The 20,662-nt window shown below is 54.9% G+C and carries 23 protein-coding genes; 8 read left to right on the forward strand and 15 right to left on the reverse strand.

Annotated features, from left to right (window positions below; translation table 11 throughout):
- The first annotated feature begins 56 nt into the window (after positions 1-56).
- Positions 57-1,508, forward strand: coding sequence for a pyruvate kinase (gene pyk, locus ACIGCM_RS05315; protein ID WP_397500970.1), 1,452 nt, complete (start codon positions 57-59; stop codon positions 1,506-1,508).
- Positions 1,509-1,808: 300 nt separating this feature from the next.
- Positions 1,809-2,900 (forward strand): GGDEF domain-containing protein, encoded by a 1,092-nt coding sequence (locus tag ACIGCM_RS05320; protein WP_397500971.1) that lies wholly within the window; start codon positions 1,809-1,811, stop codon positions 2,898-2,900.
- A 7-nt stretch (positions 2,901-2,907) separates the two neighbouring features.
- On the opposite strand, the gene map is transcribed toward ACIGCM_RS05320, so the two are convergent.
- From map to ACIGCM_RS05350, 6 genes are all read right to left on the reverse strand, one after another.
- Positions 2,908-3,681: a type I methionyl aminopeptidase gene (gene map / locus ACIGCM_RS05325; protein WP_397500972.1), complete on the reverse strand. Its 774-nt coding sequence runs from the start codon at positions 3,679-3,681 to the stop codon at positions 2,908-2,910.
- On the reverse strand, positions 3,678-3,887 hold the full coding sequence (locus tag ACIGCM_RS05330) for a ParD-like family protein (protein ID WP_397500973.1): 210 nt from the start codon (positions 3,885-3,887) through the stop codon (positions 3,678-3,680). The genes map and ACIGCM_RS05330 overlap by 4 nt, the downstream gene beginning before the upstream one ends.
- 77 nt (positions 3,888-3,964) lie before the next feature.
- Positions 3,965-4,282 carry a hypothetical protein gene (locus ACIGCM_RS05335; RefSeq protein ID WP_397500974.1) on the reverse strand — a complete coding sequence of 106 codons (318 nt, stop codon included), beginning with the start codon at positions 4,280-4,282 and terminating at the stop codon, positions 3,965-3,967.
- Between the two features lie 304 nt (positions 4,283-4,586).
- Entirely contained in the window at positions 4,587-5,357 is a 771-nt protein-coding gene (locus tag ACIGCM_RS05340; protein WP_397500975.1) for an enoyl-CoA hydratase, read from the reverse strand.
- 38 nt (positions 5,358-5,395) lie between these two features.
- On the reverse strand, positions 5,396-6,334 hold the full coding sequence (locus tag ACIGCM_RS05345) for an iron-sulfur-binding ferredoxin reductase (RefSeq protein WP_397500976.1): 939 nt from the start codon (positions 6,332-6,334) through the stop codon (positions 5,396-5,398).
- Complete coding sequence (locus ACIGCM_RS05350) at positions 6,327-7,454, reverse strand: diguanylate cyclase domain-containing protein (protein ID WP_397500977.1); 1,128 nt, start codon at positions 7,452-7,454, stop codon at positions 6,327-6,329. The genes ACIGCM_RS05345 and ACIGCM_RS05350 overlap by 8 nt, the downstream gene beginning before the upstream one ends.
- A gap of 210 nt (positions 7,455-7,664) precedes the next feature.
- Here ACIGCM_RS05350 and ACIGCM_RS05355 point away from each other — a divergent pair, with 210 nt between their 5' ends.
- Complete coding sequence (locus ACIGCM_RS05355; protein WP_397500978.1) at positions 7,665-9,188, forward strand: fumarate hydratase; 1,524 nt, start codon at positions 7,665-7,667, stop codon at positions 9,186-9,188.
- 75 nt (positions 9,189-9,263) lie between these two features.
- Here the strand turns inward: ACIGCM_RS05355 and ACIGCM_RS05360 are convergent, their stop codons facing one another.
- The 8 genes from ACIGCM_RS05360 to ACIGCM_RS05395 all read right to left on the reverse strand — a co-directional run bounded on the left by ACIGCM_RS05360 (position 9,264) and on the right by ACIGCM_RS05395 (position 15,400).
- Complete coding sequence (locus ACIGCM_RS05360; protein WP_397500979.1) at positions 9,264-9,566, reverse strand: ribbon-helix-helix domain-containing protein; 303 nt, start codon at positions 9,564-9,566, stop codon at positions 9,264-9,266.
- An 85-nt stretch (positions 9,567-9,651) separates the two neighbouring features.
- On the reverse strand, positions 9,652-10,233 hold the full coding sequence (locus ACIGCM_RS05365) for a DJ-1/PfpI family protein (RefSeq protein ID WP_397500980.1): 582 nt from the start codon (positions 10,231-10,233) through the stop codon (positions 9,652-9,654).
- A 130-nt stretch (positions 10,234-10,363) separates the two neighbouring features.
- Complete coding sequence (locus ACIGCM_RS05370) at positions 10,364-10,951, reverse strand: DUF2846 domain-containing protein (protein WP_397501115.1); 588 nt, start codon at positions 10,949-10,951, stop codon at positions 10,364-10,366.
- Positions 10,952-11,079: 128 nt separating this feature from the next.
- On the reverse strand, positions 11,080-12,237 hold the full coding sequence (locus tag ACIGCM_RS05375; protein ID WP_397500981.1) for a phosphatidylserine/phosphatidylglycerophosphate/cardiolipin synthase family protein: 1,158 nt from the start codon (positions 12,235-12,237) through the stop codon (positions 11,080-11,082).
- The gene (locus tag ACIGCM_RS05380; protein WP_397501116.1) at positions 12,237-12,824 is read right to left on the reverse strand and encodes a YceI family protein; all 588 of its coding nucleotides are present in this window, start codon (positions 12,822-12,824) and stop codon (positions 12,237-12,239) included. Before ACIGCM_RS05380 ends, ACIGCM_RS05375 begins: the two co-directional genes overlap by 1 nt.
- Positions 12,825-12,929: 105 nt before the next feature.
- Positions 12,930-13,262, reverse strand: a complete 333-nt coding sequence (locus ACIGCM_RS05385; RefSeq protein WP_397500982.1) for an amidase — start codon at positions 13,260-13,262, stop codon at positions 12,930-12,932.
- Positions 13,259-14,386, reverse strand: coding sequence for a serine hydrolase domain-containing protein (locus tag ACIGCM_RS05390; protein WP_397500983.1), 1,128 nt, complete (start codon positions 14,384-14,386; stop codon positions 13,259-13,261). The genes ACIGCM_RS05385 and ACIGCM_RS05390 overlap by 4 nt, the downstream gene beginning before the upstream one ends.
- A gap of 120 nt (positions 14,387-14,506) precedes the next feature.
- Complete coding sequence (locus ACIGCM_RS05395) at positions 14,507-15,400, reverse strand: acyl-CoA dehydrogenase (RefSeq protein WP_397500984.1); 894 nt, start codon at positions 15,398-15,400, stop codon at positions 14,507-14,509.
- A gap of 200 nt (positions 15,401-15,600) precedes the next feature.
- On the opposite strand from ACIGCM_RS05395, the gene olsB reads away from it, so the two are divergent.
- Both olsB and ACIGCM_RS05405 read left to right on the forward strand, forming a co-directional pair.
- Complete coding sequence (olsB, locus tag ACIGCM_RS05400; RefSeq protein ID WP_397500985.1) at positions 15,601-16,353, forward strand: L-ornithine N(alpha)-acyltransferase; 753 nt, start codon at positions 15,601-15,603, stop codon at positions 16,351-16,353.
- A 99-nt stretch (positions 16,354-16,452) separates the two neighbouring features.
- Entirely contained in the window at positions 16,453-17,241 is a 789-nt protein-coding gene (locus tag ACIGCM_RS05405; RefSeq protein WP_397500986.1) for a lysophospholipid acyltransferase family protein, read from the forward strand.
- Here the strand turns inward: ACIGCM_RS05405 and ACIGCM_RS05410 are convergent.
- Positions 17,238-17,822 (reverse strand): ACP phosphodiesterase, encoded by a 585-nt coding sequence (locus tag ACIGCM_RS05410; protein ID WP_397500987.1) that lies wholly within the window; start codon positions 17,820-17,822, stop codon positions 17,238-17,240. The genes ACIGCM_RS05405 and ACIGCM_RS05410 overlap by 4 nt on opposite strands.
- 202 nt (positions 17,823-18,024) lie before the next feature.
- Between ACIGCM_RS05410 and ACIGCM_RS05415 the strand changes: the two genes are divergently transcribed.
- From ACIGCM_RS05415 to ACIGCM_RS05425, 3 genes are read left to right on the forward strand one after another with little or no spacing between them, the layout of a single operon-like run.
- Entirely contained in the window at positions 18,025-18,339 is a 315-nt protein-coding gene (locus ACIGCM_RS05415; protein ID WP_397500988.1) for an ArsR/SmtB family transcription factor, read from the forward strand.
- 46 nt (positions 18,340-18,385) lie between these two features.
- Positions 18,386-19,576, forward strand: a complete 1,191-nt coding sequence (locus ACIGCM_RS05420; RefSeq protein WP_397500989.1) for an MFS transporter — start codon at positions 18,386-18,388, stop codon at positions 19,574-19,576.
- A 20-nt stretch (positions 19,577-19,596) separates the two neighbouring features.
- Positions 19,597-20,646, forward strand: a complete 1,050-nt coding sequence (locus tag ACIGCM_RS05425) for an alkene reductase (RefSeq protein WP_397500990.1) — start codon at positions 19,597-19,599, stop codon at positions 20,644-20,646.
- The last annotated feature ends 16 nt before the right edge of the window (positions 20,647-20,662 follow it).

Genomic DNA, 20,662 nt, shown 5'->3' on the forward strand with positions numbered 1-20,662 from the left:
ACTACAGCCGCACAGCGTAGTAGCCTCCCTGCCAGCTTCAACTCAGGAGTCTGTGCATGACCTTTCGTCGTACCAAAATCGTTGCCACCCTTGGCCCATCCAGCAATTCGCCAGCGGTGCTAGAACAACTGATTCTCGCTGGCCTTGATGTCGCTCGCTTGAACTTCTCCCACGGAACCCCCGACGAGCATAAGGCTCGGGCTAATTTGGTTCGTGAGCTAGCCGCCAAACACAGCCGCCACGTCGCGCTGCTTGGCGACCTGCAAGGTCCTAAAATCCGTATCGCCAAATTCACCAACAAGCGTATCGAGCTTGCCGTAGGCGATAGCTTCACCTTCTCGACCAGCCACCCGCTGACAGAAGGTAATCAACAAATTGTGGGTATCGACTACCCCGACTTGGTCAAAGACTGCGGCGTGGGCGACGAGCTACTGCTCGACGACGGCCGCGTGGTCATGCGCGTTGAGTCTGCAACGGCTGATGCACTGCATTGCTCGGTACTGATTGGCGGCCCGCTCTCCGACCACAAAGGTATTAACCGTCGTGGCGGTGGCTTGACGGCTCCTGCTCTGACCGAAAAAGACAAAGCCGACATCAAACTCGCTGCCGAAATGGACCTGGACTACTTGGCCGTCTCGTTCCCGCGTGATGCGTCTGATATGGAGTATGCCCGTCAACTGCGTGATGAGGCGGGCGGAACGGCCTGGCTGGTCGCCAAGATTGAACGTGCCGAAGCCGTTGCCGATGATGAAACCCTCGATGGCCTGATCCGCGCCAGTGATGCAGTAATGGTTGCCCGTGGCGACCTCGGTGTCGAGATTGGTGACGCTGAACTGGTTGGTATTCAGAAAAAAATCATCCAGCATGCGCGTACGCACAACAAGGCTGTAATCACTGCAACGCAGATGATGGAGTCGATGATCCAGAACCCGATGCCGACCCGTGCGGAGGTTTCTGACGTAGCCAACGCTGTACTCGACTACACGGACGCCGTCATGCTGTCAGCAGAAAGTGCTGCAGGTGCATACCCGCTCGAAGCCGTGCAAGCGATGGCGCGTATTTGTGTCGGTGCAGAGAAGCATCCAACCAGCAAAACCTCGAAACACCGCATGGGTGAACGTTTCCAGCGCTGCGACGAGAGTATTGCATTGGCGGCGATGTACACCGCCAACCACTTCCCCGGGGTTAAAGCGATTATCGCCCTGACGGAAAGTGGCTACACACCACTGATCATGTCGCGGATTCGCTCGTCGGTTCCGATCTACGCCTTCTCTCCGCACCGTGGCACCCAAGCACGGGCAGCCATGTTCCGCGGCGTTTATCCAGTGCCATTTGATCCCGCTGAACTGCCGCCAGAGCAGGTCAGCCAAGCGGCAGTTGATGAATTACTCAAGCGCGGCGTTGTTGAACCGGGTGACTGGGTAATCCTGACCAAAGGCGACAGCTATCACACCATTGGTGGCACTAACGGCATGAAGATTCTGCATGTTGGCGAAGCCCTGATCTAAGCCTCGCAGTGAACCTCGCCCCGAAATAGATTCGCCTCTATTTCAACCTAACGCCCGGTGCAGTGCATCGGGCGTTTTGCATTTCGAGGCCCACTAAGGGTTATCAGGATGCGGGAGCGGATTAGGAACGTCCGGTTAAGCTGTATATAAATGTGCACTGTTTTCTGCAACCACCATTGCAACGCTGTTGCTGTCAGCGGCAGCATCGTATGCTTCGCACAGTAATGGCATTTTGATAGGTGGGACGTGTCGTATCTCAGTACCCTCAAGCGTTTATTAGATCCTCTCCATGGGGCGTCGGTGTCGGTTCGCTGTGAGTTCGCCCCGTGGTACAGGCAATCAAAACTGCCTCAGATACGCTATGTCGCGTACCTGACCCTGTCGCTCTACTTCGTCTATGCAGCAATCGAGTATCACGTTGCCAGCGACCAACAGGGCCTACGCCTATTCGTTCACGGCCTGGTCATTCCAGGCGTATTACTGGGTGTTGCGCTGCTTAGCTATTCAGACTCACGCAGCCGCCCAATGCTGGGATTGCTGACCACCGCTCCCATCGCTGCAGTAGTCGCTAACCTTTACTTCAACGCTCAAAACACTGACTTTGCCTACTACGTCCCTGAAATCTACCTGTCGCTGATGTGGACTTTCGCAGTGTCCGGGCTGACCCTGCGCCAAGCCATGCCGAGTGCCTGCGCCTCTCTTTTGATACTGCTGGCTGTCACCAGCAGCACCACAATGCAATCCGGTATAAACGCCCTGCATTTCTTGTGGATCCTGGCGTCTTTTTCGTTTGGGCTGCTTTGCGCGTTTTTGTTGGAAAAGGCGCACAAAAGTATGTTTTTACAACAGCAACGCCTGGCTCGAATGGCGAGCATTGATGGCTTGACCGGGCTGTGGAATCGCTTACACATTGATCAGTTCCTAGCCGATGAAATTGCCCGCACCTCGCGCTATGGAGGTTCACTGTCGGTGATAGCGCTAGACATCGACCACTTCAAACACGTCAACGACACACACGGCCATGCGGTCGGCGATCAGGTACTGTGCCAGTTTGCGCACCTATTGCAGGCACACGTCAGAGCAGTTGATGGTGTTGGGCGCCGTGGCGGTGAAGAGTTTCTGGTGGTACTGCCGGGAACCAACGGCGAGCAAGCCCACAGTGTGGCCAAGTTGCTGCAACAACGTATCAATGCATTCAACTTCGATTGCATTGGAAACAGCACAGCAAGCTTTGGCGTTACGGAGTTGTTTCCCGCTGAAACCTTGGCAGAACTGCTGGAGCGCGGCGATCAGGCTTTGTACAAAGCCAAGGCAAATGGACGCAACAGAATTGAAGTTGGCGTGCCTACCAGCGCAGCCAAACAGGACATGCCAAAAAACCGCCATGGATAGGCAAGCCTTAACCTTCCAACATGCCTTGTTCATCGGCTCGTAAGGTCAAAACCGACACACCCGAAGCAGTAACAGCAACCGTGTGTTCAAACTGTGCTGAAAGCAAACCGTCCTTTGTCACGACCGTCCAACCATCGGGCCTAGTCCTGACGTTGCGCCCACCTTGGTTAAGCATCGGCTCGATGGTAAACACCATGCCCTCACGCAATACCAGGCCGGTGCCTGCTGTGCCGTAATGCAGTACTTCTGGGGCCTCATGCATTTCTCGCCCAATGCCATGGCCACAGTACTCCCTCACCACTGAATAGCCGTTGCGCTTGGCATGGGCTTCTATGACCGAACCAATATCACCGAGACGCGCACCCGGGCGTACAACTCGAATGCCCTGCCACATGGCTTCATAGGTGACCTGAACCAACTTCTTGGCGGCCGCGTCGACCTCGCCAATAAAGTAAGTTTTGCTGGAGTCTGCGATATAGCCGTTCTTTTCCAAGGTAATATCGAGGTTGACGATGTCACCCTCTCTCAACACCTTATCGGGTGATGGAACGCCATGGCAGACCACATCGTTCACCGAACAATTGAGAACGAAGCCATATCCGTACTGACCCTTGCTAGCGGGGCGTGCCTGCAGATCATCAACTATAAATCGCTCAACCAGGGTATCAACTTCAAGGGTAGACATACCCGCCAGAGGTGTTCGGTCAAGCCTCTCAAACACTAATGCCAAAAGGTGACCAGCCTCAGCCAGCAGTTCCAGCTCCCGAGGCTGTTTAATCATGCCTCCGCCTTTAAAGGCTGAACTGAAACACCTGCAGCGTCTAACTCGCGGCAGATAATCTGGTTAAAGCTCAGGGTTGGGTTCATCTCGGATAGCATGCCAAGCCTAATCCAAAAGGCGGCCTGCGCATTGATCGAGCGACATGACACCTTAACCGCCCTGCGCATTTGCTCGTGCAGGTCATCATCTATGTTCACGATACCCATGGTGTCATCCTTAAGTCATTAATATACGAATCATATACGATCCGTATAAAAACAACCAATTATCCAAATTCCACAGTTCAACGCAGTGTGGCCAGATACAAACCACAGACGAATGCGACCACCCCTGCCGGAATGGCGAGAATGGAAATAACATCGATTAGACGGGACTGGCGCATGACACCCGAAAACTCATCACGTTCGGCCGCGGCGCACCGTTTCATCACCGGTATCAGGCACCAGGTATTGCCAATTACAGCCAGGCAACCTGCAACGACCTTCAAGGCATAAATACCCTCGAAGCGTGCCGGTTCAATCAGCCACAAACCGCTTAAGAGCACCAGCGTAAAAGCTGGCACTTCGATAAACAGGCGACGCCCATAGGGCGTCCACCGCATTAGCAAACACAGAGGGCATATGCACAGGTTGGTAGCCCACAATCCAGGTCATTTCAAGATCATCGAACAGTAATGGAGGGTGAGCGCACCAACGACGTCAATTTTAGTAGACGCCGAATAGCAGATCACCCCCACCCCAGACGGCGATTATCTTGTGTTGATCAGGCAGTAAACATAGGGCAAACCCACCAAAGGATTATCCCATCCAATACAGCCTTAATCGCTCGCCTGCACAACGCCCCACGTTACATAGACGCCGTAACCGAGCAGGAAATTAACCAGTTGCAAGCCGGACTTGAGCTGATTAAAGCTTGGAAAAATCTGGTTTACGCCGCTGCATAAATGCAGTCATGGCCTCGCGGGCTTCTGGTGAGTGCAGGCGCTGGCTGAACAGCTCGCCCTCTTCGATGATGACTTGACGCAATTGCTCGCGATCGGATGCACGCATCAAGCGCTTGCTGTCGACCACCGCTGCAGGTGGCAGTGAGCTGAAACGCTGGGTCATATCAAAGGCTTTGGCAATGGTCGCTGCCCCGTCATGCAGCGCCTGATTGGCAATCCCCCAGGCAGCCGCTTGCTCGCCACTGAAAGCACTGCCCAAAAGCAAGAGTTCAGCGGCTTTTGCCTGACCGAGTAAGCGCGGAAGAATCATACTCGAGCCGTATTCAGGACAAAGCCCCAAGCTCACAAATGGCATCTTCAGCGTCGCATCGCGGCTGACGTAAACCAGATCGCAATGCAGCAATAATGTCGTGCCGATGCCCACTGCAGGGCCACACACGGCAGCAACCACTGGTTTGGAGAAGTCAAACAACGCCTGCATGAACATGAACACTTCACTGTTCAGCCCGCTAGGCGGTGCTTGCAAGAAGTCGGCAACATCATTGCCACTGGTGAAGCAGTCATGTCCGCCGGTGATCAACAGGCTCCGCACGCTGGAGTCTTGATCGGCCTGACTGATCGCCTCCGCCATGCGTTTGTACATGGCACGGGTCAGCGCATTCTTTTTCTCTGGGCGATTCATGCGCACAATCATCACCCCGCCTTCGCGCTCAGTCAGTATGTGCTCACTCATGCGAACTCCTGATAACAGTCCGCAAGCGTGTGAAATGACTAAGCGTGCGGTAAAAAAAGATCGGAAAAAGTCTGGTTACGCGGTACACCTGCCATGTAGAGGCTGCGCGCAAATAACTCGACACTGCCGGGTTGCCCGCAGATTAAGGCCAGTGTTTGCCGTGAAACAAGCCGCAGTTGCGCCAAAGCCGCGGGCAACTCAGCCGCGCTAACCTGCTGGACGTCTAACTGTGGTGCGCTGCCAAGCAGTGATTGCAAGGGCTCGCGCAGGTACAGTGCCTCGGTATCATGGGCACTGTGAATAAGCCGGATCTTGCCTTGATGATGGTGCTGCAAGGCATCGCGCAGCACAGCATACAAGGGGGCCAGCCCAGTCCCGGCTGCTAGCAGAATCAGCGGGCGCTCTTGCCAATCCGGCTCATAGTGCAGTTCGCCACCACTGACAACACCGATATGCAGGTGCTCGCCGACCCTAAACCGGCGCGCAGCATCTGCAAATGCACCGCTGTGGCGGCAATCGATATGAAATTCCAGCCAGGGATCGACATCAGGCAGGCTGGCAAAGGAATAGGGACGTGCAATACCCTGCGCTGTCCAGAGCAAGGCATGCTGACCGGCGCGATAGGCCACTGGCTTGTCGGGGGTCAGGCGCAGTCGCAACACATCTGCGCTGAGCCAGTCGCAGGCTGAAAGTGTGGCACGGCTCGCCTGCTTGTTCGGATCATAAAGCTCAATGCTCACGTCACTGACAATCTGGCACTGACACGCCAGTCGCCAGCCTTGGGCTCGGCTCTGCGCACCTAGCGCCTGCGGTTGGTTGTCCTGCAACTCGCCGGCCACACAACGCAGGATACAAGCATGACAACTTCCAGCCCGGCAACTGTATGGCACCTTTATACCGCTATCGAGCAAGCTATCTAGAAGGTTTGCTGCCGCTTGAACCTCGAACACTTGGTCTGCCACGCGCAGCTCAGGCACTTGCACCTTCCCATGCGGCTGCACAACGGTTGCGGCCGGTGCGTTTCGCCTGATACAGCGCTTGATCGGCACGATGAAGCGCTTCGTCGAGGTCGTCGTCCATTTTCAGCAAGGTCATTCCAATCGATAAGCTCAGATTATCCACCTTTATACCTAAAGGCTCGGCCCGGCTAAAGGTCTCACGCAAACGCTCACAACAGGCGACAAAATGATCAGGCTCTGTATCGGGCAATAACAACACAAATTCTTCGCCGCCGTAGCGTGCAATCACATCACCATCACGCAAACAGGTTTGTGCCACGCTGGCGAACGTCTGTAGTACCCGGTCACCCGAAGCATGGCCATAGACATCATTGATCCGTTTGAAGTGATCGAGGTCAATCAACGCCAAGCCGTGCTGGTGGCCACGGCGCAGGCTGGATAACTCTCGGGATGCGATATTGAGAAAGTGTCGACGATTGAACAGGCCTGTGAGCTCATCGGTCGAGGCCAGGTCCTCAAGCTGACGCATCATCCCGCGCAAGGTGTCTTGGTGCGCCTGCAACGCGAAGCGGCGTTGGCGCATGCGTTGGCGCATGCTATGGACATAACCAGCGAACAAACTCAGCCACGCCAGCGCCACGCTAAGTACACAAACCTCCAGTACCGCGAGCCCTGGCTTGGTTAGTTTGAGGTGATAGGCATCAATAAGGTTTAAACCGGCAAAACCGATAAACGCCACAATCGCGCAGCGTACAAATACTTTGGGCGGTAATTGGAAAACCCCAAACATCAAGATCAGCACATACATGACCAGCATTGGGCCACGTGCATCATCGAGTATGGCAAGGGTCAGGGTTTGCCAAACGAGCGCAGCCAACACCTGGGGTTCGGTCAAGCTTGGGTCTTGAAACAGCAGGTTTCTACCTGATAGGAATATGCCCAAAAACGCGAACTGGCTCAGCACTACGCCGCCAATTAGTAATAAAAAATTGGCCAGCGGTACTTCAAGTTGGTTGTACCTGAATGCAATTGTCCCTAATGCTATCGCCAGTAAATAGGTAAAGACTGCCATACCAAAGCGCTTAAGCATAAGGCTCTGCAGGGTGCGACTAGCAAGGGCTTGAGCACTTTTGCTCATGGATTCCATCCCATAAAGGCATCTTGCCACTACTGTACCTTTAACGCTTGAAACTAACTAGCAACCGATGTGCAAAATGTAGCCCACATTAGGCGGGTGCCCGCCAGCCCGACTGCGCGCTATACTAGGTGCCCTTTTTTACCGTACGCACACCGGATAGCCCTATCGGTGCACCCATCAAGTTCCTGCCCAAATAAAGGAGCGCCAAGCATGACCGTGATCAAGCAAGACGATCTGATCCAGAGCGTAGCAGACGCCCTGCAGTTCATCTCCTACTACCATCCCGTTGACTTCATTCAGGCGATGCACGAAGCCTATCTGCGTGAAGAATCGCCTGCCGCTCGTGACTCCATGGCTCAGATTCTGATCAACTCGCGCATGTGTGCGACAGGCCATCGCCCAATTTGCCAAGATACCGGCATTGTCACCGTGTTTATCCGCGTAGGTATGGATGTACGCTGGGATGGCGCGACCATGGGCGTTGACGACATGATCAACGAAGGTGTGCGCCGCGCCTATAACCTGCCTGAAAACGTGTTGCGTGCATCGATCCTGGCCGACCCAGCTGGCGCACGCAAAAACACCAAAGACAACACCCCTGCCGTCATCCACTTCTCTATCGTCCCCGGCGACAAGGTTGAGGTTGATGTCGCGGCCAAAGGTGGCGGCTCCGAGAACAAATCGAAGATGGCCATGCTCAACCCATCTGACTCGATCGTTGACTGGGTACTCAAAACGGTTCCGACCATGGGCGCTGGCTGGTGCCCACCGGGTATGCTCGGCATTGGTATTGGCGGCACAGCAGAAAAAGCTGCTGTGATGGCCAAAGAAGTATTGATGGAATCCATCGACATTCACGAGCTACAGGCTCGCGGCCCACAGAACCGTATCGAAGAGATTCGTCTTGAACTGTTCGAAAAAGTTAACCAGCTGGGCATTGGCGCTCAGGGCCTTGGCGGCCTGACCACCGTACTCGACGTTAAGATCATGGACTACCCGACCCACGCGGCCTCGCTGCCGGTGTGCATGATTCCAAATTGCGCAGCCACACGTCACGCGCACTTTGTGCTGGATGGCTCTGGCCCAGCCGAGCTTGAAGCACCCTCGTTGGACGCCTACCCAGAAATCGTCTGGGAAGCTGGCCCGTCTGCTCGTCGCGTAAACCTCGACACCCTCACGCCAGAAGACGTAGAAAGCTGGAAGCCGGGCGAAACCATCCTGCTAAATGGCAAGATGCTCACCGGTCGCGATGCGGCTCACAAACGTATGGTCGAGATGCTTAACCGTGGCGAACAGCTGCCGGTTGACCTCAAGGGTCGTTTTATCTACTACGTTGGCCCGGTTGATCCGGTTGGCGACGAAGTGGTTGGGCCTGCAGGTCCGACTACAGCCACACGGATGGACAAATTCACCCGTCAGATCCTTGAAAGCACAGGCCTGCTGGGCATGATCGGCAAGTCCGAGCGTGGCCCTACCGCCATCGAAGCGATCAAAGACAACAAAGCGGTTTATCTGATGGCAGTGGGTGGCGCAGCTTATCTAGTGTCGCAGGCGATCAAAAAATCGCAGGTTCTGGCATTCCCTGAAATGGGCATGGAAGCGATCTACGAGTTCGAGGTCAAAGACATGCCTGTCACCGTAGCGGTCGATACCAAAGGTGAGTCAGTGCACATCACTGGCCCAGCGATCTGGAACAAAAAGATCACTGAAAGTCTGGCGGTTGAAGTCAAGTAAGCTGAACCAATGCTTTAAACAAAACGCCCCGATCGAGTCGGGGCGTTTTGCTTTGGGAGAAATACCAGCGTTAGCTCAGCCAGCGCGCCCAACCATAGTCAACTCAGTCACATTGTTCCGTCGCTGAGCGAGATAACGACTGCAGCTAACCCGCAGAAATGATGCAAAGTTGACCACTTCTCCACGATAGTCCATGACCTCGTCATAGAGTTTGCTGATCAATTGATTGGTGGTCATACCGTCAACTTCAGCGATTTCACGAAGAATGTCCCAAAACTGATTTTCAAGACGCAAGGTGGTCACCACCCCACGAATGCGCAGCGAACGTGAACGCGACTCATACAGAATCGGGTCAGCTTTTACGTATAGCTCACACATAGGTTTGCTCTCATTCTGCGTGTAGCAGTTCAATCCGCTTGAACAACCGAGGCGCTGACTCGACTGTTCAGTGCCGGAAATCATTTCACAGGGTGATTTTAGCGCCCATCAACATCAAAAAGCCTGCTAACCACGTTGGGTGAGCTGGCCACGCAGGTGCAGTCACCAGATTACCCTCAACATGGGCGTGGTCAGCGGCGATATCTACAAAGGTCCCCCCTGCCAAGGTTACTTCCGGTGCGCAAGCCGGATAAGCACTGCACTCACGCCCCTTGAGCACACCAGCTGCAGCGAGCAACTGAGCACCATGACAAACAGCCGCGATAGGCTTTTCAGCTTTGGCGAAGGCTTGCACCAGCTTCAACACATCGGCGTTAAGACGCAAGTACTCGGGCGAGCGGCCGCCCGGAACCACCAAACCTTGGTAATCCTTGGCTTTGACATCGGCGAAGTCAAAGTTCAGCACAAAATTATGCCCTGGCTTCTCGCTGTAGGTCTGATCACCCTCAAAGTCGTGGATTGCAGTGCGGACAAACTGCCCGTTCTTTTTATCGGGGCAGACGGCGTGAACGGTGTAACCGACCATCTGCAGCGCCTGGAACGGCACCATCACTTCGTAATCTTCGACGTAGTCACCCACCAACATCAGAATCTTCTTCGCAGCCATGTTCGCACTCCTCGCTTGATCGTTAATCTCGGCAATCAGTATCTGCCCTATGCAGGGTAGACAGGTAATAGCCGATGACTACGTCAAGCAATCTTGCAAACCTCCATATGGGCGGTAAAAAATCACTGATTCAAATACCAATATGCTGCAAAGACTCACCAACACTACGCCAAAAGTTACGCTGTGGACGCTCTTGCTCGACCTCTGCGTCAATCTTGCGTAAAGGTTGTACTTGCCGCGCATGAACAATCTCCGCCTGGGCAACTGAAGCCGATACCAACTGTAGCGGACCATCGCCAATTGCCGGCCCCTCACTCACCCCCGGCGGAGGATTGAGTTCGTCATAACGGAAAAAGTAAACCTGCCCCGGTTCGCTATCTAAACTGAAGCTTGCAATTCTGACGAAATCCAATGGCCCATCAGCGAACCAGGTCCAATAACTGCCGAGCAATGGTCGGCGAAATTCAATTTTGTAATGGGCCGGGTCAAACTCGAAAGCAAGATAGCCATTGCTTGGCAAGCTGCCTGTGAGCTGGTTATTAAGAAACAGCCCTGGCGCTTCAAGTTCTTGATCAGCCCACTCGCTCCTGGGCCGATATATGTAGGCAATCACCCGCTCTGAATCGGCGGGTTGCTCGGCAACAAATTCCGGTCCTTGAGTCTCTCCAAAAAATGCGCCGAGTGTTGAGCAGGCAGTGAGCCCAAAACTGAGGGGCATGAACACGATGAGTAGGCAGTGAGGACAGCGCATAACCATTCCCTTTAATGTTATGCGCCGAGCATAGTCCGGCTGGTCAGCCACTAAACCCCAACAAAAGTGCTGCACTTAACTCACCCAGCAATGCCCTAACGGCGGCGATCCAACAGGTTTACCGCGACCCGGTCCAGCCATCCCCACAGCCGTTGCTGCACACGCTTCCACCAAGGCCGGGCGAGCCATAAGTCCAAGTCAACCTGACGACTGTCGGCGAAGTCCGTTTCAAGACGATCCGCAATGGCTTGGGTAAACGCGGTATCCAGTGCTTCGAGGTTGGCATCCAGGTTAAAACGCAGGTTCCAGTGATCAAAATTACATGAGCCAATACTGACCCAATCATCGACCAATACTATTTTTTGGTGTGAGAAGCGCGGTTGATACTCAAAGATCTGCACCCCTGCGCGCAGCAGCCTTGGATAATAACGGTGCCCAGCCAACCGAACTGGCTGGTGATCCGTGCGGCTGCCACTGAGCAGCAAACGCACATCGACACCACGGGCCGCGGCTTTACGCAGCGCCCTGCGCACTTTCCATGTCGGCAAGAAGTAAGGCGTGGCAAACCAAATGCGCCCTTTTGCCGATTGCAGCGCTCTGACCAGGGACTGCAAAATATCACGATGCTGCTTGGCATCTGCATAGGCCACCCGACCCAGACCGACACCTACTGGCGGTGCCACGGGCAGGCGCTTAAGCCCAAGCGTTGCTTTAGGCTTCCAGGCAAGTCGCGCATTGCATGCTTGCCACTGACGCTCAAACAGTTGTTGCCAATCTTCAATCAGTGGCCCTTCGATTTCGACCATCAATTCATGCCAGACGCTGTCTGGGTTATCCGTACACCAGAAGGAATCTGTCACACCTGTGCCGCCGACAAATGCGAAGTGCCCATCGACCAACAATAATTTGCGATGATCACGGTAAAAATTGCGTATACCCCGACGCCAACGGATCGGGTTGTACCAACGAAGCTCGACTCCCGCGTTCTCGAGCAAGGTACGATCTGCTTTCGACAGCGCTTGAGCACCGTAACCATCAAACAGGCAGCGCACGGCAACACCGCGCTGGGCCGCGGCACAAAGCGAGTGCACCACTTTATCTGCACAGGTACCGCTTTCTATCAGGTAAAGCTCGAATTCAATTTGCAGTCGAGCAGCGTCGATCGCTTCGAGCATTCGTGGAAAAAATTCTTGGCCATCACAGAGCAAGGTAAACCTATTACCTTGGCGCCAATCAAAAACGAGACCTCGCATCAGCGTTGAGTAAAAATAAGCACAGCGCCGACTGGCACTGAACGGCTGATAGCTGACAACCCGGCGGCCTCTCGCAGCGCATCAAGCCCTTTGAGCAGATCGAAATCGGCAGCGTTAAGCACCAAAGGCGCAAGTGTGACCACCTGAAAACGATGGTCATCCAGGCGGGTCGCCAATAACTCAGCGGTATAGCTATGGCTTTTGCCGTGCAGCGTCAGGGTAAGCGGTAGGCTCAACTCCAATTGCGCGCCCGGTGCCAAGGTATTGATGGGCCGGATATCCAGTTGCGCAGACACCGTGGCCTGAGGAAATTTCTCGATATCAAACAAGAACGCGCGCATGCGCTCATCGCGCAATGAAACCCCAGTGCTGACTGACTCCAGTTCAACCCGCAAACTGGCTTTACCGCTGTCGCTGACCGTACCGTGCAACGTCAGGAAGCGGTGGACCTCGGAGGTATCAAGGTTCTTGGTCGAAATAAATGACAGGCGTGAAGACTCATTGTCCAGGTACCAAGTTGCCTGAGCAGGCAGCGCGATGCACATACTCAGAAGCATGGCGTAGAACAGACGCATAAGTCTCCGAATTAATCAGTTGCACAAGGGTTGAGCAAAGCGGCTCATGGCCAACGATAGCCGCATGAACGCGCCTTGCAAAGCCTCTCCTGCTACTGGCAGCTGATTTAGCCTGTGTTACTCGGGCAGAGCAGTCGCTTGTGGCAATAACTGACAACCTTGTCGCGGTCCTAGCCACTGAGCTGATTGGCTTACGCCTAACGCTCGCGCAGTCACTCGCTTACGGGCCTCATCGTCGAAAAAACCACTGAGCGGAAGATACTGCTTGGCGTAGCCGACACAGTATTCGGCGGGGTTGTCCATGACGTAACGGCACGAGCAATATTCTTTAGCGGTATAGCCCCCCAGAATGCCTGGAAATGCTTGCAAGTGCTCGCGGTTCAGCCACCCCCAAACAGCCAACAGCGCCACAAAAATGATCAGTAATCGGCTAAGCAATCGGCGGATCATGGCTGCACCTCCGCAAACGCTGCCTGAGCAAGTTTGAGCAACTGATTATGCTGATAACTGCCGTCACGATCATCGGCATAGCGCACGATAATCAGCTTTTCGCTGGGGATCACGTACAAGCTTTGGCCCCAATGGCCGAGTGCGGCAAAGGTATCTGCCGGTGCATCAGGCCAAGGCTTGGCCGCGCCGTTTAATGCAAGATTCAACCACCACTGGCCACCCGGTATCGCATCATTGGGCTGCTCGGGGTCAGGCTGATAGTTGGCAAAGGGTGTGAGGCTGAAATCAACCCAGGCCTTGGGCAATACCTGCTGCTCCCCCCAACGACCATCACGTTGCATCAACAGCCCCACTCGCGCCAGATCCCGTGCGCTCATATAGGCGTAGGACGAGCCGACAAATGTGCCTGTAGGATCGGTTTCCCACACTGCAGAATTGATACCCAGCGGCTCAAACAAAGCGGTCCATGGGTAACTCTTGTATTCCTCAGGCCGGGTCATGCCTTTCAGCGTGGCTGCCAGCATGGTGCTATCGCCACTTGAATAGCGAAAACGCTGACCCGGTTCGGCATCACTGGAGTGACTGGCAACAAAAGCGGCCATATCACCACGACCACGGGTATAAAGCATGGCGACAACTGATGACTTAAGCGGCGCGTACTCGTAGTCCTCTTCCCAATCAAGTCCCGAAGCCCAGTTAAGCAAGTGGCCCATCTTGATAGTGGGGTGCGCAGCCATGGCCGGATAATAGTCAGCCACCGGTGCATCAAGCTTGAACCGCCCTTGCCCATATGCAACACCTAACACAGCGGCAAAGATGCTCTTGCTCACAGACCAAGTCAGGTGCGGGGTACCGGCCTTGGTTGGTCCGGCATAGCGCTCATAAATAATCTGACCATCACGCACGATGAGCAAAGCATCAGTACGCACGCCTTTGCGGGTTTCATCGTCACGCGCAGGAAAAGCATAGTTCTCAAGCGCGGTAAGCGCGCTCTGCTGCGCAGTGCTCTGGCTAGGGGTTTGTGCCGACCAATCAGGTATCGGCCAATTCTCTGCATGCGCTGCCACGCAGGCAGTGGCCAGCAGCAGCGCGAGACTTAATTTAGCGAGGGTTGGAGCGGGCATTGGTGCGCCTCTTGTTAGTTCGAGACAGCACACTAGCATGGCCAATATGACCGAAGTAGCACCGAACGCGCCTGTTTAAGTGGCAATTGAGCACATGATTGATAAACCGCGGCGGCGCGCTTACTCAGCCCGCATGGCCAATTGCGCTTGGGCTTTTTGCAGGCGCGTATTTCGTGCGGTTTTGGCGATGGACATGAGTGCTTTATCGCGCTGCCACAGGGTTGCCCAATGTGCATCACCGGCCGCCAAGGCATTGTCCAACTCAGGGTTAAGTGCCGCGAACTGGGCAAAGAGTCCACCGAGCAGGACATGGGTGGTGGGTGCATTGGCCCCTCCCCTGCTGACCTCAGCACAGCCACTGAGCAGGCTCAGCAAGCGCAACTGCAAATCCACCGGCCAAGCTGAATCCTGACCCACACCGTAAAGCCAAGCGCTGACTGCAGCCAGCACGTGCAGATCTTCTATGCTGCGAAAGGGTTTTACATAGTCATCCCAGCCATCGCCTGGTAAGCGTTCACAACCCGCTTGTTCGAGCCTCAAACGGGCGTGACTGACATCAGGCATAAAGCCCAGTGCTGGCAGTTGCTCAACCTGCACCCCTGGCGCGCCGCTAATTACTACTGTCACCGCCACACGGGGTGGTTGGCCGTCAGCATCCTCGCGCGCGGCCACAAGCAACCACTGCGCCGCATCACCGGCCGTGACAAAGTCTTTTTTGCCACTGAGTTGCAATTGGCTAAGGCGTGTTTGCATGTCCGCAGGACGCACGCTTTTATTCTCGGTGACACACAGCGCGCCCAAGGTCCAGGGTGCAGATGGCCAGAGAGCACGCAATGCACCTTGATAACCCGCCAGAAATGCCAGCCCTGGCGTTGGCGCCAGCCGCCCACCTAGCACTGCTAACTCAAGAGCTGAAGGCTTGGTCAGTTGTTCCAACAGTGCGCTGTACCAGTCTTCAAGCATAAGCCCATCCGCCATGCGCGTATGGGGCTGCAATAATTTTTCCCAGAGCATTGGTCAGTCCTCTTCACGTCACACGTTGAGCGGGCGAGCGCTGTCACACAAGCATCACCAAACCTTCACAGTGGTGACACTCACCCTACTTAGCCTGAGCTTGCCTAACAAGATTGATCGACTGCAAGGCACAGCGCCAGTTTTCGAATCACAGGATTCAAAAACAGCCCAGACAACAGTCGGCTAACGGAGAAAAGGTTATGACTCAGGTAGCGCACGACAACAGCAACGCAACTCGCCGCTTGCAAGCTGAACGCTTACTTGGCAGCGCCGCACTGAAAGAGGCACAAGCCTTGCGTTTTCGCGTATTCAGCCATGAATTTGATGCAAAGCTCAAGGGTGCCGAGCAGGGCTTGGACATGGACGACTACGACGTTCACTGCAGTCATATTGGTGTACGTGATCTCAACAGCGGTGAACTGGTTGCGACCACTCGCCTGCTGGATCACCAAGCAGCCGCAAGCCTGGGCCGTTTTTACAGCGAAGAAGAATTCAGCTTGCACGGTTTGGCCCATCTACAAGGGCCGGTGCTGGAAATTGGCCGCACCTGTGTTGACCCGGCTTATCGCAACGGCGGCACTATTGCAGTGCTTTGGAGCGAGTTGGCTGAAGTGCTCAACGAAGGCAGTTATAGTTATTTAATGGGCTGTGCAAGTATTCCGATGCAAGATGGCGGCATACAGGCGCAAGCGATCATGCAGCGCTTGCGCGAGCGATATCTGTGCACCGAACACCTGCGGGCTGAACCGAAAACCCCGCTGCCGAATCTGGATTTGCCCGGCAACATCATTGCCGAAATGCCTCCGCTGCTAAAAGCCTACATGCGCCTAGGTGCAAAGGTCTGTGGCGAGCCGTGCTGGGACCCAGACTTCCAGGTGGCCGACGTGTTCATTCTGTTGAAACGTGACGAGCTATGCCCACGCTATGCCCGTCACTTCAAAGCGGTGGGCTAACTGGTTTTGGCGCTGGCACTATTTTGACTGATGACTGCACACAGGCCTCAGCGCCTTGTACACTCGCCTGCGTGACCACCTGCCAGCCATGGGACTCAGATGATTAAACTGCGCCTTTACCTTCGCCTCATACGCTTACTCGCAATTATTGCCCTTGGGACATTATTGGCGGGGCTCATTAGCGTGGCGGAACGCGTGGTTAAGCATGATTTGATGGGCACCCGGCAACGTCTGACGCGCTGGTTTATGGCGCGCCTGAGCGCGGCGCTGCCGTTTCGCGTCAACGTCAGTGGCAGCCTGCCTGACACGCCCATGATGTGGGTCAGCAACCACATTTCCTGGACCGACATTCCCCTGCTCGGCATGCTCGCCCCGCTTTCATTCCTGTCCAAAGCCGAGGTCCGCAGTTGGCCGGTGGCGGGTTGGTTGGCGCAAAAAGCGGGCACGTTGTTTATTCGTCGAGGCGCAGGTGATAGCTCGCTGCTTAACCAACAACTCAGTCGACACTTGCAACAATCGCGTAATTTGCTGATGTTTCCGGAAGGCACCACAACTGATGGTCAGGCAGTGCGCACGTTTCACGGCCGCTTACTGAGCAGTGCGATTGATAGCTCGGTGGCGCTGCAACCCGTGGCGATTCGGTATCTGCGTAACGGCGAGCGCGATGAGATTGCCCCTTTTATTGGCGATGACGACATGCTCTCGCACTTACTGCGACTGTTTCGTAGCGAGGTCGCACAGGTCGAAATTCAACTGTTGCCACCGATATCAAGCACAGCACTGAACCGCAATGCGCTTGCACGCCAAGCCCAAGCGGCAATTACGGCCGCATTATTTGGCGCAAGCGCAGCGCCTGTTACCGATGATAGCGAGCTCGAAGCAGCCTAAGGTGTATTGATCAACTGCTCAGCGACATAAGCTTGCAACTGCGGGTAAAACTGCTGGAAATCAGCCATCAATGGCTCATACAGCTGTTCCAGTTCACGCATTGAGCCATCCAAGCCTTCGGGGCGCGACAAACGTCGCTGCATGCCGTAGATGACCTGTTCCAGCACGCTAAAGTCGGTGTAACTGCCTAGCCAGTCTTGCGCTGCCATGCGCGGCGCAATGTAGGCCAAACGCCCTGGCAGTTCTGGTTCATCAATCAGAACCTGATAGACCCGACCGGTGAACTGCGCCAGAGGCTCATCACTGAATTGCTTCCAGTGCAACGCCAGGCAGTGGTCAAAGAACAGATCCAGCAAAATCCCTGAGTAACGTCTACGCGCCACAGGAAATCGAGCACGGGCTTGTAACTGCAGCGGGTGGCTGTCAGTGAACATATCAATGCGTCGATGAACGCGGATAGCGGCTTCTATATCGGCCGGCCACTGCCCCGCAAGCGGGCCTTTGACAAAGTCGCCGTAAAGGCTGCCAAGCAATTGGGCCGGCGCGTTTCCGCCAAGATGTAGATGGGCAAGGTAGTTCATTCCTTCAGCTTACCTGTTCTCGATGCATTGCAATATTGCCGTGCCCATAAAATCGCCCCGCTCTGTTGCTTCAGACGGCTTATCAATGCTGTCGATGAAGGCTATCGCTGCAAACGATCTGTATATCGCGCCAACCCGATATAAAGTTCACCTCAAGCCGATATGCAACCGATCAGCCATTGCTGATCACGGAGTCAGTCACGTGAGCACCGATAAACAGATCGACATCGATGAAATTGTCAAAGCGCTGGCCCATCCGGTTCGCCGAGACATTCTTGCATGGCTTAAAAGCCCGGAAAGCTATTTTGCCGGCCAAGATCACCCGCTGGAATTGGGCGTCTGCGCTGGCCAGATAGATCAACGCACTGGCCTTTCTCAATCCAGTGTTTCTGCCCACTTACGCACCTTGCAGCAAGCCGGATTGGTGACCAGTAAAAAAGTTGGCCAATGGCATTTCTTCAAACGCAATGAGCAATGCATTCAAGCCTTTCTGGATCAGCTCAGCAAACAGCTTTGAATCAGCAAAATCCTAAATTCACCCTATTGATACCGGAGTCGCGGGCATGCCCATCGCGCTAATCGTCTTAGCCTTATCTGCGTTTGCCATTGGCACCACAGAATTCGTGATCATGGGCTTGCTGCCTGAGGTCGCCACAGATTTATCCGTTTCAATTCCTGGCGCAGGCTGGTTGGTTACAGGCTATGCATTGGGTGTTGCGATTGGTGCGCCAATCATGGCATTGGCGACCTCAAGCTGGCCGCGCAAAGCTGCGCTGATGACGCTTATGAGTATCTTCATCGCCGGTAACTTGTTCTGTGCGCTGGCACCGGATTACCAAATGCTGATGGCCGCCCGCATCGTCACTGCACTTTGCCATGGCGCTTTCTTCGGGATTGGCTCGGTGGTCGCCGCCAGCCTGGTACCGGCGAACCGCCGCGCATCAGCAGTGGCCTTGATGTTTACCGGTTTGACCTTGGCCAACGTACTGGGTGTACCGCTTGGCACAGCCCTTGGCCAAATGGCCGGCTGGCGCTCGACTTTTTGGGCGGTGACGCTGATCGGTGTGTTTGCCTTGATTGGTTTGTGGCGCTACCTGCCGAACCAGAAAGACGTCGAAAAAGCCGACCTTCGCAGTGAAATTCGCGCACTGAACAACCCCGGTCTGTGGCTGGCATTGAGCACCACCGTATTATTCTCGGGTTCAATGTTCGCCCTGTTCACCTACATTGCCCCGCTGCTTGGCGAAGTCACCGGCGTATCGCCCCACGGCATCACCTTGACCCTGTTGCTGATTGGTTTGGGTTTGACCTTGGGTAACGTGCTGGGCGGGCGCTTTGCTGACCGTAACCTGAAATACACCTTGCTTGGGGTATTCGCGAGCATGGCGATCATTTCGACACTGTTTAGCTGGACCAGCCAAGCGCTGATTCCCGCAGAGATCACATTGTTTTTCTGGGCTGTCGCTGCATTTGCCGCTGTACCTGCGTTGCAGGTCAATGTGGTGACTTATGGCGGTGGCGCTCCAAACCTGGTTTCAACCCTGAATATCGGCGCATTTAATGTCGGCAACGCCCTTGGCGCTTGGCTCGGCGGCGTGGTGATCGCCCAGGGCTTTGGCCTTGCCCGCGTACCTTTTGCCGCGGCCGCATTGGCGATATTAGCCCTGCTGGCAATTTTACTGACCTTTAAAACGCGTCGCCCTGATGACGCAACTGCCACTGAACCCTCTACAACTTTTGCACTCAACGAATAAACCTGATGGAGAACCATGCTATGACAACTCTGTTTGATCCAATCAAGATCGGCGACCTGGAACTGAAAAACCGCATTATCATGGCGCCTCTGACCCGTGCCCGTGCCGATGAGCGCCGTGTACCAAACGCCTTGATGGCCGAGTACTACGTACAACGTGCCAGCGCAGGCCTGATCATTTCGGAAGCTACCGCCGTAACGCCAATGGGCGTCGGTTATGCCAATACCCCAGGCATTTGGTCTGACGAGCAAATCCGTGGTTGGAGCAATATCACCCAAGCGGTCCATGCCAATGGCGGCAAAATCGTTCTGCAGCTTTGGCACGTAGGCCGTATCTCTGATCCAAGCTTCCTAAATGGCGAAGCACCGGTTGCACCGAGTGCAATCGCGGCCAACGGCCACGTCAGCTTACTGCGTCCGCTGCGTGATTACCCTGTGCCGCGCGCACTGGAAACTGAAGAGCTTGATGATATTGTCGAGGCCTATCGCCAAGGCGCAGAAAACGCTAAAGCAGCAGGCTTTGACGGGGTGGAAATTCACGGTGCCAACGGCTATCTGCTTGATCAGTTCCTGCAAGACAGCACCAACAAGCGCACCGACCGTTATGGCGGTTCGATTGAAAACCGTGCACGCCTGCTGCTCGAAGTGACTGACGCGGTCATCTCTGTGTGGGGCGCCGGCCGAGTCGGTGTGCACTTGGCACCACGTGCTGATTCCCATGACATGGGCGACTCCCAGCGTAGCGATACCTTCACCTACGTTGCAACTGAGTTGGGCAAGCGTGGCATCGCGTTCATCTGTGCCCGTGAAAAAGCCGCAGACGACAGCTTGGCGCCAAGCCTCAAGCAAGCCTTCGGCGGCGTGTTCATCGCCAACGAACGCTTCACCAAAGCACAATCCAATGAGTGGATAGCAAGCGGTAAAGCGGATGCAATCGCTTTTGGTATTCCGTTTATTGCCAACCCTGACTTGCCTGCGCGCTTGCAAACAGACGCGGCATTGAACGAACCACAGCCAGACACCTTCTATGGTTCTGGTCCAGTGGGTTACATCGACTACCCACGCCTGTAATCTTCATAACCTAGAA

The organism is Pseudomonas sp. NPDC078700 (assembly GCF_044542375.1).
GTDB lineage: Bacteria > Pseudomonadota > Gammaproteobacteria > Pseudomonadales > Pseudomonadaceae > Aquipseudomonas.